This is a genomic window from Microcoleus sp. AT9b-C3 (genome assembly GCF_036705485.1).
Classification (GTDB): Bacteria; Cyanobacteriota; Cyanobacteriia; order Cyanobacteriales; family Microcoleaceae; genus Microcoleus.
Map to the genome: position 1 here is coordinate 148,810 of NZ_JAUBUR010000004.1, position 13,082 is coordinate 161,891.

At 43.4% G+C, this 13,082-nt stretch carries 10 protein-coding genes and 1 pseudogene; 7 read left to right on the forward strand and 4 right to left on the reverse strand.

The features are described 5' to 3' along the window. Window positions 1–50: 50 nt before the first annotated feature. Both QUB77_RS05685 and QUB77_RS05690 read left to right on the forward strand, forming a co-directional pair. Window positions 51–1,112: a spermidine/putrescine ABC transporter substrate-binding protein gene (locus tag QUB77_RS05685; RefSeq protein ID WP_333170596.1), complete on the forward strand. Its 1,062-nt coding sequence runs from the start codon at window positions 51–53 to the stop codon at window positions 1,110–1,112. 220 nt (window positions 1,113–1,332) lie between these two features. Then, window positions 1,333–2,421: an ABC transporter ATP-binding protein gene (locus QUB77_RS05690; protein WP_333170847.1), complete on the forward strand. Its 1,089-nt coding sequence runs from the start codon at window positions 1,333–1,335 to the stop codon at window positions 2,419–2,421. Between the two features lie 165 nt (window positions 2,422–2,586). Here QUB77_RS05690 and QUB77_RS05695 read toward each other — a convergent pair whose 3' ends face one another. Beyond that, window positions 2,587–4,674, reverse strand: a complete 2,088-nt coding sequence (locus QUB77_RS05695) for a thioredoxin domain-containing protein (RefSeq protein ID WP_333170595.1) — start codon at window positions 4,672–4,674, stop codon at window positions 2,587–2,589. A gap of 127 nt (window positions 4,675–4,801) precedes the next feature. Here QUB77_RS05695 and QUB77_RS05700 point away from each other — a divergent pair, with 127 nt between their 5' ends. Further along, window positions 4,802–6,376, forward strand: coding sequence for an outer membrane protein assembly factor BamB family protein (locus QUB77_RS05700; protein ID WP_333170594.1), 1,575 nt, complete (start codon window positions 4,802–4,804; stop codon window positions 6,374–6,376). Between the two features lie 189 nt (window positions 6,377–6,565). Next, the gene (locus QUB77_RS05705; RefSeq protein WP_333170593.1) at window positions 6,566–6,697 is read left to right on the forward strand and encodes a hypothetical protein; all 132 of its coding nucleotides are present in this window, start codon (window positions 6,566–6,568) and stop codon (window positions 6,695–6,697) included. Here the strand turns inward: QUB77_RS05705 and QUB77_RS31680 are convergent. Next, a pseudogene (locus QUB77_RS31680) lies at window positions 6,634–6,774 on the reverse strand (DUF255 domain-containing protein); the annotation flags it as partial. The gene QUB77_RS05705 and the pseudogene QUB77_RS31680 overlap by 64 nt on opposite strands. A 174-nt stretch (window positions 6,775–6,948) precedes the next feature. Next, a complete protein-coding gene (locus QUB77_RS05710) occupies window positions 6,949–7,170 on the reverse strand; it encodes a hypothetical protein (RefSeq protein ID WP_333170592.1) in 222 nt (73 codons plus the stop codon). Window positions 7,171–8,286: 1,116 nt separating this feature from the next. Here QUB77_RS05710 and QUB77_RS05715 point away from each other — a divergent pair. From QUB77_RS05715 to QUB77_RS05725, 3 genes are all read left to right on the forward strand, one after another. Beyond that, a complete protein-coding gene (locus QUB77_RS05715; protein ID WP_333170591.1) occupies window positions 8,287–9,009 on the forward strand; it encodes a PEP-CTERM sorting domain-containing protein in 723 nt (240 codons plus the stop codon). Window positions 9,010–10,027: 1,018 nt separating this feature from the next. After that, a complete protein-coding gene (crtA, locus tag QUB77_RS05720) occupies window positions 10,028–10,864 on the forward strand; it encodes a cyanoexosortase A (RefSeq protein WP_333170590.1) in 837 nt (278 codons plus the stop codon). A 263-nt stretch (window positions 10,865–11,127) separates the two neighbouring features. Further along, window positions 11,128–11,625 carry a 2TM domain-containing protein gene (locus tag QUB77_RS05725; RefSeq protein ID WP_333170589.1) on the forward strand — a complete coding sequence of 166 codons (498 nt, stop codon included), beginning with the start codon at window positions 11,128–11,130 and terminating at the stop codon, window positions 11,623–11,625. 140 nt (window positions 11,626–11,765) lie between these two features. Here the strand turns inward: QUB77_RS05725 and QUB77_RS05730 are convergent, their stop codons facing one another. Next, window positions 11,766–12,770 carry a CHAD domain-containing protein gene (locus QUB77_RS05730; protein ID WP_333170588.1) on the reverse strand — a complete coding sequence of 335 codons (1,005 nt, stop codon included), beginning with the start codon at window positions 12,768–12,770 and terminating at the stop codon, window positions 11,766–11,768. Window positions 12,771–13,082 lie beyond the last annotated feature (312 nt).

Below are 13,082 nucleotides of genomic sequence, written 5' to 3' on the forward strand. Positions count from 1 at the left end.
AAAATTGCTTTCTGTGTCATAATTATTGTCGTCTGCAACTAACACAACCTATGAAACGCCTGCTGACTTTCCTAATTTTGTTTGTGATGAGTGCAACAATGGCTTTCGGCTGTAGCCCGACAGGTGGCAACCAGCAGCAAGTCCTCAGCATTTACAATTATGCAAGTTATATCGCCCCAGAAGCGATCGCCCAATTCGAGAAAGAGAACAATGTTAAAATTCAATACGACACTTTCGAGAATAGCGACGCACTCTATGCCAAACTCAAACAGGGCAACCCAGGTTATGACTTAATATTTCCCGCCGATTACATGGTGAAAATCATGATCGCAGAAAATATAATTGAGCCGCTGAACTTAAACAATATTCCCAACCAAAAAAACCTAGAATCTAAGTTTATCAATCAAGCTTTTGATCCGGGAAATAAATATTCCCTGCCCTACCAGTGGGGAACAATGGGAATTGGCTACAACGTGAAAACAGTCCAGGGAGAAATTAACAGTTGGGCGGCGATGTTCGACCCAAAATATACCGGAAAAGTCGCGTGGCAAGACGATGCTAGATACACATTAGCAGGAGTTTTAATGTATTTAGGATTTGACCCAAATACAACCAATCCCGAAGAGATTAACAAAGCCCGCGATTTGCTGATTAAAAGTAAAAATATCATTGCAGCTTTTGTCCCCGACACCGGGCAAAATATGCTAGATCAAGGAGAAGTAAATTTGACAATGGAATGGAGTGGTGATATTTTCCAAGTGATGACAGAAAATCCTAATCTCCGTTACGCTATTCCCAAAGAAGGAACAATCATTTTTTCTGACAATATGGCTATTCCCAAAGGTGCGCCCCAGAAAGAGTTAGCGGAGAAATTTATTAACTTTATTTTGCAACCAGAAGTAGGCGCCCAAATTTCCAATTTTACCCACTTCGGATCGCCCAACAAAGCAGCAATTGATAAAGGTTTAATCGATCCGAAAGATTTGAATAATCCTCAAATTTACCCGCAGGCTGAGGTGTTTGGCAAAATGAAATTATTGGAGGATGTCGGGAAAGCCACTGCATTGTACGATCGAGCTTGGACGGAAGTTAAAGCCGGGGCCGGAAAGTAGATATAAAACAGGTTTCTGCCGAGGCTGGTTTACTTAAATTTTTAGCTTGTATTGGAGTTGGACCATTCTCAAGAACAGGCAAGATGCCTGTTCCACAAAGAATAAATTTCTTGTGGAACGGGCATCTTGCCCGTTCCTAAACAAGTAATTGAGAATGGTGCAAGATATAAGTTTAACCGGACTCGAACTCAAATTTTTATTACTCACACATACTAACACAATGCACGCTGTCGAAGTTTTAGACGTTTCCAAAGTATTTAAAAGTAGCCGCAGTCAAGATTTCTTAGCTGTAGACAACATCAAACTGCAAATTTACGATCGAGAATTCTTTTCTTTACTCGGCCCTTCCGGCTGCGGCAAAACTACAACTTTGCGAATGATTGCCGGTTTTGAAATTCCCACAGCCGGCGAAATTTACATTCACGGCCAACCGATGCAAAATCGTCCGCCATTTCACCGCCCAGTAAATACGGTATTTCAAAATTATGCTTTATTTCCGCACATGACACTAGCACAAAATGTCGCTTTTGGGTTGGAAATGGAGAATTTGCCTCAGAAAACAATTCGCGATCGTGTTGCTGAGGCCTTAGCATTAGTACAGTTAACCGATGTAGGAAAACGCTATCCCCGCCAACTGTCAGGGGGACAGCAGCAGCGAGTAGCACTAGCAAGAGCATTAGTCAAACAGCCGTCTGTTTTGCTGTTGGATGAACCCCTGGGAGCGCTGGATTTAAAATTGCGTAAAGAGATGCAGTTAGAATTAAAAAAAATGCAGCGAAAATTAGGAATTACATTTATTTATGTGACTCACGATCAGGAAGAAGCACTAACAATGTCGGACAGAATTGCAGTGATGGATGGAGGACAACTGCAACAAGTCGGCACGCCTGTTGATATTTATGAATATCCTAAAACGCGGTTTGTTGCTGATTTTATTGGCGACAGCAATTTTTTAAGTGGTCGAGTAGTAGAAAAACAAAACGGTAAAATAATAGTGTTGGTTGACCAGCAGTTGCCCGTGTTAGTTGCGACAGCAGAAGATATGCCCGCTGGGAAAGTTGTCACCCTGGTTTTGCGGCCAGAAAAAGCTGCTATTTATCCGGCTAATTATGACGCTGAAAATAGCTGGCCCGCAATAGTAGAAGAGGCTATTTATATTGGCACTGACACGCGCTATACAGTGCGGTTGACTGCTAAAAGTTCGATCGCCCTTCGCCGACAAAACTTGCACAGAGATGACTTGCAGCGATACCAAGTCGGCGACAGCGTTCGAGTTGCCGTGCCGCCGGAAAGTATTTGCATTTTTTGACACTCAAGCGGGCTGAAGCCACTGAGATTCTTTGGAAGATTGAGGGGCAGACTGAAGATGCGATTCCTTCCCGGTAGGAGATAATCTACTTCTTCCTTCTGTTTCCCCCTTCTTCCTTCGCCTTCTTCACGTCTTCGCGGTTCAATAATATAGACAGTATTGGCACTAAACCCGCGTTTGACTTTGCAAAATTTCCTCCAACAACCGGTCTTGACTTTTCGCCGGTTCTTTGCAAGTCAGACACTCGCAAACTAACCCGATAACACCTTCAGGCAAATCAGCCTCAATCTGACAGACAGCAGTCGGATAATACTGCGAAATCAAGCCAGAAATTCGATCGGGAGTCGTGCGAATCAGGGTAGAATGCTGATACCAGTCGATCGCCGAAAGTAGACTCGGACAAGCTTGCGGAGCATCTTGTACAATACTGCTGAAAGCTTGCAAACCTTGCTCCGCGCGATCGAGATATTCCAAATTCTGCCCCAGCAGTGCCAGACGAACCAAAGAGGCGATCGCAATTCCATTCGCCGCCGGAGTTGCATTGTCTATATAGCTGCGTTCCCGCACCAACAAATCTCCGCTAGCATCCTTAGCAGTATTGTAATATCCTCCCAATTCCACGCTCCACAAAAACTCATCAAACTCTTCTTGCACCTGCACAGCTTTCTCCAACCAAAACTGAGCATTCGGCAACTTTTTTCCCTCTTCGCCGTTGCCTAAAGTCAAACTCGCTTGGTGCAAATCCAACAAAGCTTTCACAAACAAAGCATAATCTTCCGACTGCGCGGTTACAGCAGATTGTCCGTCATAATTCAACCGCTGAAACCGCCCATCCGTCCACTGATTATCTAAAATAAAATTAGCAGTAGTCACAGCTAATTCCAGATATTCCCAATTTCCAAAAACCGCTGCAGCGCGGGCTAAACCAGAAATCATTAAGCTATTCCAAGCAGCAATCATTTTCGTGTCAGTAACTGCGGGAATTCTACCCGGCCAACTGTCGTTTTTAGCTTCCTGATTGTTGCGGGCTGGTGGAAAGGTTTTTACAGTATCGGGATTGCCACCGTAGCGAACAGCAAAGAGTTTAGCCAAAGCCGTTTCTACCGTGTTGCTCAGTTTTCCTGGATGGCGGCGCTGCAATACATTTTGACCTTCAAAATTGCCGCTGCGACTAACAGTAAACTGTGCTTTAATTTCCGTTAATTCCTCAGCATTTAAAAGTTGTTCCAGTTCGGCATAACTCCAGACATAAAATGCTCCTTCTTCCGGCTCAAGTTCTTCAGAAGTGTTAAAGCTGTCAGCATCCTGTGCGGCATAAAAATAGCCTGTTGGCGCAATCATTTCTCGCTTCAACCATTCTACTGTCCCCGCGATCGCAGTTTCAAAAGCTGGTTCTTGTATTCCCGCACTCCACAAATTTGCTAAATACTCAACAATTTGACCGTTGTCGTAAAGCATTTTTTCAAAGTGTGGCACAGTCCAAGTCGCATCAACCGTGTAGCGGTGAAATCCGCCTGCTACGTGGTCATAAATGCCGCCCAACGCTAAGTCTAATCCGCGCTGAGTGCAGACTTGTTTGCTGTCGTATTTTGATTCCAAATTAAATCGGGTTCCCCGCAGTGCTAACTCAGCATAAGGTATCATCGGAAAACTGGGGCCGGGGTTGCTGCCCGCAATAATTCCGGTGTTGAGTTCTAAGCCTTTTTGGAAGAGTTCGCGATTTAATTCGGCGGTTACTCCTGACAGCGCTGCCGTCTGTTGGAGGTTGCCTAAAATCTCTGCTTTGAAAGATTCTACTTTGCCTTTTTCTGTGTCGTAAAAGCGGCGAATTGCTTGCAAAACTTCTAAAAATCCCGGCCGTCCGTAGCGCGGTTCTACAGGGAAATAAGTGCCTCCGTAGAAGGGAACTCGCTCGTCTGGAGTGAGAAAAACGTTGAGCGGCCAACCGCCTTGACCGGTCATCATTTGCAAGGTTTGCATATAAATGCTGTCGATATCCGGGCGTTCTTCACGATCGACTTTTATCGGTATAAAATGCGAATTCATGTATTCGGCGATCGCGCCATCGGAAAATGCTTCTCCTTCCATCACCGTACACCAGTGGCAGCTAGAGTAGCCAATTGACAGGAAAATCGGTTTATTTTCGCTTCGGGCCGTTTCCAAAGCTTCGTCGCACCAAGGCCACCAGTCGATCGGATTTTCGGCGTGTTTCCGCAGGTAAAGGCTTTGGGATTGAGCAAGACGGTTGACCATAATCAAATATACTTTTACTCGTGCTGGGTAAGCTTGTCAGTCCTCTAGCAGTTTAGCGCGAGATGTTTTAGTTGAGCTGTTGCTGATAATTATGTTTTAATATTATGACTGATTATCTCGATCTAATATGAGCTTATCATCTCGGAGAACCTTCAATCAACAGCTCGGACAATTTTTGCTGAGTGCTGCTGTTCCTCCTGCTGTTATCCAACTGAGCCAAACTGCATCCTCGGAACAAGCTTTAGTAGAAACTAATCTTAACAATTTTCTGGCTAAAGCAGACCCAGAAATAGAATTATTAGTCCCAACATTTTTAGGTAATGACAAGCGCCGCTTTTACGGCAGAGGTGTTCCGAAAAGCTTGAATTTAATCGACAAATTTCAACTAGGCGGCGGCCGGACTTTTCTGGGAAGGCGGTCTGTAGTTTGGAGCGGTGCCGGTTGGACAGGACAGCCGACAATTACCAGAGACGGGGGAAAAACTTATTTAATTATAGGTGCTTATGACCACAATTTGCGAAAAATAGATATTGCTACCAATAAAGAAGTTTGGCGCTATAAATTTGATGATGTGATCAAAGGATCATCAACGATTTATATCGATGCAAAAGCCAGCGCCGAAAACAGAATTGTGATTTTGCAAGGCAGCCGCAGTGGTGGTGGTGGCAAAACTGTCGTGCCTAGTTTTAGGGCAATATCTTTTAGAACTGGCAAGGAACTTTGGAAATTGGACATCAGGAAAACACCCAGCTACAGCCGGGATAATGACAGCAGCGCTTTGGACATCGGCGGTGGAGTTTTGTTCAATGCGGGGGAAAATGCGATCGGCTATTTTCTCGATAGTTCCACAAGCAATGCAAAAATCAAACAAGGCATCAAGCAGCCAACTATCTTGTCGGAAGTACAGCTTTATGCAGCAGCAGATATCAGGAAGCACGGTGGCAACTTGGTAGCGGAATCATCCCCATCGAGGCTCAAAGATAGAATATTTATAGCTGCTGGTTCCGGTCATATTTACGGTATTAGCATTGCCACTAAAAAGATAGTTTGGGATTTCTATACTGGTTCAGATTTGGATGGAAGTGCTGTAATTTCTAAATCAGGGAAACTGTTTTGTGCCATTGAAAAACAATACATTCAGGGCAACGGCGGAGTGCTGAAGCTGAATCCGAATAAAGAACCGAATGCCAGTGTTGAATGGTTTTTGCCTACCGGAAATCGCCGACTTTCTAGCTGGGAAGGCGGGATAATTGGCTCCGTGGCGTTGAATGACGAGTACAATTCAGGGGAGTTTCCGGCGCTGTTTGCCACAAATGCACTCGACGGCAATTTGTATATCGGTTCCCAAGATATGATTACAGGTAAAAAAACTTTTGTGCCTTGGCGTAACCAGTCTTACGATACTCCGGTAATAGTATTTAAAAAAGCGATTGGTTCTTCAATTTCGACTCCGATTTTTACCGATGGCAATAAACTGATCAGTGCGGGGTACAACGGTGTTTATTTGTTCAATTTGAATTGGGAACGAGCGAAGTCGGGCGATCAGAATGCTTTGAGAAATGCTAAAGGGGAGTTTTACCGCTTGAAAGTAATAGAATCGGGGAGATTTAAGCCGGGTTTGTCATTTGAGGCGACGCCTGTAGTTTGGGACGGAATTGTGAGGATTTGCGCCAGGGATGGCTGGATGTATACTTTGGGTTAGTTATTGGTATTTTGTACCTCTATCGGGAACAGGCAAGATGCCTGTTCCACGATAAGTAGACTCTGTTGTGGAACAGGCATCTTGCCTATTCTTAAAAGGGTGTTGAAATCCGCAACCTATTCCTACCTGCGGTTTAACTGCGGTTATATGTATGAGAGAAATAATTTCGGAAATTATCGGAAACTCGTTATGGCAACTCATGAAACTCAAATCAGTCAAGTTTACGGTTCAGAGGATGCTCAAGGTATTTTACAGCTTGCGATCGCCCGATCGCAAAATGCTTCACCTTCCATCACCCTACACCAGTGGCAGCTAGAGTAGCGAATTGACAGAAAAATCGGTTTATTTTCCCGGACGGCCCTTTCTCTGGCTTGGTCGCACCAGACCCACCAGTCGATCGAATTTTCGGCCTGTTTTCGCTTTTGCTGGGTAAGCTTGTCATATTATGTCCGGTCGATTACCCCTAATAAGGTAGGGGCTCCCCTCACCAACAATACCTGCCAATAATTGACAATCTCAAAAACCCGCCCCTTGTATCTTAAAAGAGTGAGGACGGTCGATCGCCATATCAATCAGGTGATCGCTAATAATTTAGATGTCAAACGAGTCGATCGTCTCGGAGAATCTTCAATCAACGGCTGGGAAAATTTTTGCTGACTGCGGCGGTTCCTCCTGCTGTCCTCAAACAGTGCCAAACTGAATTTGGGAATTGACGGAGTGATAAAGCCGCTGAAACCTTGATATTTAGAGGGTTTAGGCTCTTCAACGTCCCTCAAGAGAGTAGAAATTATCACAAGTTTATTGACAATTTTGATGGTAGCGATCGCCAACGATCCTCATTCGATCGTGTAGGAAGTCTCAAAAGTAGCGATCGCACGCACACATTTTTTTGAAGACAAGCAGCTCAAACCCTTACTGCGTCAAGTCTTTCAACTTGCTTGTCACCGTCAAATCTAGGAATTGACTTTTTTCCACAAAATAATATTAAGAAATTTTTAGCGCAAGCAGACCCAGAAATATAATTGTTAGTCCCGACATTTTGGCGTTGCCTAATTGCCGGATGATTTTGATTTTTTTGTGGGATGGGATCTCCTAGCCCGAAGGCGTGTATTTTCACTGCAGGCGGGACACCCCACAAGAATCATCCTCAAATTGTGCAACGCCGACATTTTTAGGTAACTACCAGCGCCGCTTCTACCGCAGAGGCGTTCCGAAAACTATGTCCCAGAAAGTCGAGTCGTCCCTTTAGTCGGCCAAAGTTCCGGCGTCACAGATAATAACGACCACCGAAACCATTGGTCTCTAAACTGAGATGTTGCACCACGATCGATAAGCCTGTTTTCGGCGGGATCTCCTGCCCACCCCCTACTCCCCACAAGAAAACTCATTCTTTGTGGAACGGGCCCCAGAGCTGGTTCTTGGTAATCGTGCAACATATGAGTCTAAATGGCGCTTGTTGCTGAATTGGAAAGCGAGAATCGACGCACCAAATACGATCCAAGATTTTGTCCTGAGTTATAGCCCACATTCCGCAGTTTCAACTGTCACCATCGGTTTTTACCTATTTTTACCCAGCAATCAAGCTATCACTTAAACTTTTCTACCGTACATTAACGGATCAAAAACTTTTTAAAGGCATAATTTAGAGCTTAAAAATAGTTTTATCAGTAATTATGCTGTGTAAAAACTCAGGTTAGGAAGGTGGGTTATAGCTTTTTGAAATAGAAAAAACTCAGGATTAAAATCCGGATGGCAGCACCCCTATTCTTGGATGCACGCCATAGGAAATAGCTAGCTAGAACCCATCCAGTTAGGCATTTTGGCTAAATCCAACAAGCGTATTCTGAATCTTCATCGAATCTTTATCAAAACTACTTGCGTTAACTTGTGGTTCGGTTTACATTGAATATGTGAAGGAAAAAAACCTGCTTCCAGCAAACTTAAAAATAAAGGTGTCAACCATGAAATTCCAATTAAACTTAGTCAAATCTATTTTAGCTGTTGCCGGTGTCGCCGCTGTTAGTGCAGTCTCCGCAGCACCTGCCTCTGCCTTCAGCTTTGGTAATATCGCTGGTGGCGATACGGTTGGAGATAACTATCTAAACAGCTTTAGCTTTAATGTAACTCAAACAAGCGCATCATCAGTTCTTTTTAACATCTTAAACTCGGGAAATTCCGCAGCCCCTAATATGTTCATCGGTGGAGTTTTCTTTGATGATGGTGGATTGCTATCTAATGGCGCGGCTGTTAACAATAGTACCGCAGCTTTTGGCAGTGATCAAGGTTCTGGTAACCTACCTCAAGGCAACATTGTGGGTTTCACAACAGATCATTCCTTCTTCAGCAACAATGGTGGTGGTAATAAATGGGGTGTTCAAGGTGGCGAGTCCATAGGCTTTAGCTTTGCTGGTAACTATAATAATGTAGTTTCAGCTTTGAATAGCGGTAGCTTAAAATTAGGTTTGCACGTCCAATCCTTACCAGGTAGGGGTGCCACTAGCGATTCTTACATCAGCAGCACTAGCAACACTGAAGCTACTCCTGAACCTTTAACAATGCTTGCTGCTGGAGCCGCTGTTGGGTTTGGTACTATGTTCAAAAAGCAACGCGCTCAAGCTCAAAAAGCTCAATAGGCTATCATTTGAACTCGTTTCCAATTCTGGCTTGATGCCAAACTAATTATTTTATGTTCGAGCTAAAAACCTGGTTTCTTGGTGAAACCAGGTTTCTTAGTATCTGATAGCGCGCCACCCTGAAAACCCCAGACTTGGAAGCCGAGATGAAACGCAGTTGTAGCGTTACCGCTGTTATTAAGATTTATAATTGAGTCCTGGGAATCTAGTGTATCAACTAGGCATTGAAACATCTTAGAGGGCGAGCAATCCCTACAACGGACTAATCCGAATTGATGCGGAACTGTTAAAGGGCGAATAATCGCTGGATGGGTGGCGTAATTACAGCACCCCAGGGTAGTGGTATTGAACGTCAAGTCGCCCCTAGACAGCGCATTTAAGAACTACCGTAAGGCTGTTTCTTAATAATTTCCGCTTTAAAGACACGCTCGATTCTTTAAAAGGAGATAATCACCCTCGATCATTGCTCGAACTCTAACTCGCTCAGCCGTATTTACTTGAACCTCAGTGTCACACCGTGCGCGGTGCCAATGCCGTCTACTCTCAAGAAATCCAAGCCTCATTAAGGCTACTTATTTTTAATTATTGTTGATTCACTCCCTTTTTAGTCTTTGCTTACAGCGGCTGAGTAAGAAAGTGCTAAGCACCCAACCAATCATTTCGAGTAGCCGTCTTTCCACTAGGTGTCCTAATGCTGAGCTATGCGTTGCATCTGAGTCTCACCATCCATCAAATTCCCGAGTGTCTATTAACATCATCTCAAAGATTTACGACCATTAAAATCCTCCGAACCCTTGCCGTAGGAGGGTTTCAAGCTAATGAGTTGTTTACATCCCCTACTATTTTTATGATATGATCTAACAATAGTCTGGACTGTTTTTAGTTCCGAGTCTGAAACCCTGGATTTTTCGTTGGTACTTCGACTGCCGCATCGACTGGCAACCTTTATTCTACGGTTGACAATCACAAACTGTCCGAAGTATGGCTCTCCTAAATCAACTAATAACTAATATCTAAAATGTTCAAGACAAAAATTTTTTGGCTCATCATTCTAGCCACAGCTTTAGTCACTCTGAATATGACACTCTTGTGGAAACTGGACGATATTGCTCATTTTTGGATGAGTATAGTTTTTTGGTGCGCTGTGGGTTCCCTGCTTTGGGATAACCAGGATATTCTCAAACAGAGTGACATAAAAAGTGACCTGTTATCGAGAGTAGCAGGGACGCTATTAATAGCTTTTATTTTATTTAAAAGTGCTGTGGTTTCCAGTAAATTCGATCCTTTTTTAAGACTGGCACCTTTTTTGTCAGGTTTAGGTTTGAGCCTAATTGCGGTAGGTTTTCAGAACTTAAAACTATATTGGCGTGAATTGGTAATACTATTTTTTCATGGCATCCCCAGTGTCCTTACGTTACCTTTAGTGGATTTTGTTACCTCGCTTACTGCTAAATTTGCTCATTATTCTTTGTGGTATGTCGGTTTTGATGTAACACGTGACGGTAATTATGTGGCTTTACCGACAGGAAGGGTGTTGGTAAATGGGGGTTGTTCGGGTATGGAGGCAATGAATTACTTATTAGGTTTAGCTGTAATTTGTTTGGTGATGTTTCCTACTAAACAAAATAAGGCTTTGGTAATAGGTGTCGCTGTCCTTTTTGGTTTTATTATTAATGTTTTTCGCGTGGCAGGAATGGCATTGTTAGTTGCATCTAATCGCCTAGATTTGTTTAAATATTGGCACGAGGGTGAAGGGTCTTTAGTGGTGGGAATGATTGCGGTGATTTTGTTTGGAATATTTTATCAATTTATGTTGAAACGAGATAGCAAACTTACTCAAACTTCGGGAAATTAATTAGTTACAATTTGAGGTAATATAGCCTTTATCAAAAAGGGGAGGTACGAATTTTGACCTGGAAAGCTTGACAATACAGGGTTTCTGTATACCTCATGTTACTGATAAAGGCTATATATCGATGCTTCGATTTCCCCGACGATAGTGAGGAGTATCGCCCACTAAAAGGTCCGGGTGTTGAAATCCGCCAATTTCACTACCTGCTGTTTAAGTGCGGCTATATCTATCATAGAAAGGATGTCAGAAATTATAGGAAACTTGTTATGACGACAAATGAAAGTCAAATAAATCACATTTACGGTTCAGAGGATGCTCAGGGTATTTTACAGCTTGCGATCGCACGCCGACAAGATGAAGGGGAGTTATCCAGAGTGCAGCTTTTCGAGATTGCAGCGGAATTGGGCATTTCCGAACAGGATATTGTAGCGGCGGAACAACAATGGTTAGCAAATAGAGGAGAAGTTCAAGAGAAACTGGCTTTTAATCGTTACCGTCGCGGCAAATTGCAGAAAAATGTGACCAAGTACGCAATTATCAATACTTTTCTAGTTTTGTTTAATCTAGCAGGATCACACGAGCTTTCTTGGTCGCTGTTCATTTTACTAACGTGGGGACTGGGATTGTCGCTAAATGCTTGGAATGTTTATCAAACTGAAGGGGAAGAGTACGAAAAAGCGTTTGGGCGGTGGCGGTTGAAGAAACAAGTCGAAGAGTCTATTGGTACTGCGACGAATAAGTTTATGAAGTGGTTGCAGTCGTGATGTGCTATGGTAAAAAACGCGATCGCCCTTTATTTTACGTCATACTCAAAAACGATCGCCCTTTTCCTTCCCAAGGCGCGATCGCCCTTTAAATCCCCGACTTTTTTTATAAATCGGGGCTCTGGGCGTTATAGTTACGGCTAATCGAGCTTAGCAGCATCTTCAACCACAGGATGAATTAAAGTAGATCGAAAACCTTGCCGAATTTCCGAACTCAAATATCGGCGCTGCAAAATCTGCCATTTTTGCCAAGCTGCGTAGCGATTATCGGCCAACAAACCAGCCAACTTGGGCAACTCTTTTTTCAGATCGCGATCGACAAAATCTGTCAGAAACTCGCCTAAAACTTCACTGTCTTGAATATCGCCCAAACATTCCTGAATAGCTTTCACATCTTCGACATAAACTTCGTAACTCTCGCTGTAAAAATCCCCAAACAGATTCATCAAATAGCGAACTCGCTTAGCTTGCTTCCGCAAATCGTGTAGAATAGTTCCCTCGGCTGCTAACTTCTCTTCGACAGCCTCAGCATTCAAATCATCAACAACTTTAACTTTGCCATCTTCATATTCCGTGCCCAACAGCCAAGCCTGATGCAGGAAAAACTCACTGACTTGAGGTAACAGTAAATCTGGCAAAACCTCAGCAATTGGCAAATATTCGATCGCCTGAAACTGCGGTTCTTCCAACCAATTCTCGATCGACTGCTTCAGCGATTCGTAGCTTTTGTGCTCTAACATCGCCCTCACCCCTTTCAAAGCCCGCTGGCGCTGTTTGAGCAAATTCAACAAAGCCTTATCCAAAACTTCCTGTTCGTCAGCCGGCAAATTCTGGTAATAGCGGTCTTGGAGACTTTCGAGCATCACATCCAAATCCCTAAGAGTTCCCAGAATCCGCCCCACCTTACCAATTTTACGTTCAGAAGCCTCTTTTGGCCAATCTAAAACCGGAGCAAAACCAGTCACAGCCGATCGCAAACGTCTCAATCCCACGCGCATTTGATGAAGTTCTTCCGCGTCTTTGTCTTTGATAACTTCAGCCTCGTGTGCTACACTTTTGCGGAAATATTTCTCAATCGCCCCAGATGCAGCGTCTCCGAGAGTTTTAACTTTAGTTTTAACTTTTGCTGATGTTTTTACGTTCATGGCAGGTGTAGATTCCACTTTGCAGATCGACTTTAATCTCGATTTCAAAGCTTTGCTAATAAGGGGTTATATCCTAGCACACATTTTTAATTTAGGAAGCGCCGCCACAATAAATCTTAATATAAAGTGCTTGACAATTTCTACAAAATCAGCATCTAGCAATCTTCAAATCTTCAAATCTTCAAATCTTCAAATCTTCAAATCTTCAAATCTTCAATCCAAAATCTAAAATCTAAAATCTAAAATAAAATGTCCCTCCCTCACCCTTGAGCTAATAAAAATCGGATTTCTGGCGCGCTTTCCCAAATAGGT

Bases quoted from the DNA above. Each gene is read 5' to 3' on its own strand.
- QUB77_RS05685 (WP_333170596.1), top strand. From the start codon at position 51: ATGAAACGCCTGCTGACTTTCCTAATTTTGTTTGTGATGAGTGCAACA.
- QUB77_RS05690 (WP_333170847.1), top strand. From the start codon at position 1,333: ATGCACGCTGTCGAAGTTTTAGACGTTTCCAAAGTATTTAAAAGTAGC.
- QUB77_RS05695 (WP_333170595.1), bottom strand. From the start codon at position 4,674: ATGGTCAACCGTCTTGCTCAATCCCAAAGCCTTTACCTGCGGAAACAC.
- QUB77_RS05700 (WP_333170594.1), top strand. From the start codon at position 4,802: ATGAGCTTATCATCTCGGAGAACCTTCAATCAACAGCTCGGACAATTT.
- QUB77_RS05705 (WP_333170593.1), top strand. From the start codon at position 6,566: ATGGCAACTCATGAAACTCAAATCAGTCAAGTTTACGGTTCAGAGGAT.
- crtA (WP_333170590.1), top strand. From the start codon at position 10,028: ATGTTCAAGACAAAAATTTTTTGGCTCATCATTCTAGCCACAGCTTTA.
- QUB77_RS05725 (WP_333170589.1), top strand. From the start codon at position 11,128: ATGACGACAAATGAAAGTCAAATAAATCACATTTACGGTTCAGAGGAT.
- QUB77_RS05730 (WP_333170588.1), bottom strand. From the start codon at position 12,770: ATGAACGTAAAAACATCAGCAAAAGTTAAAACTAAAGTTAAAACTCTC.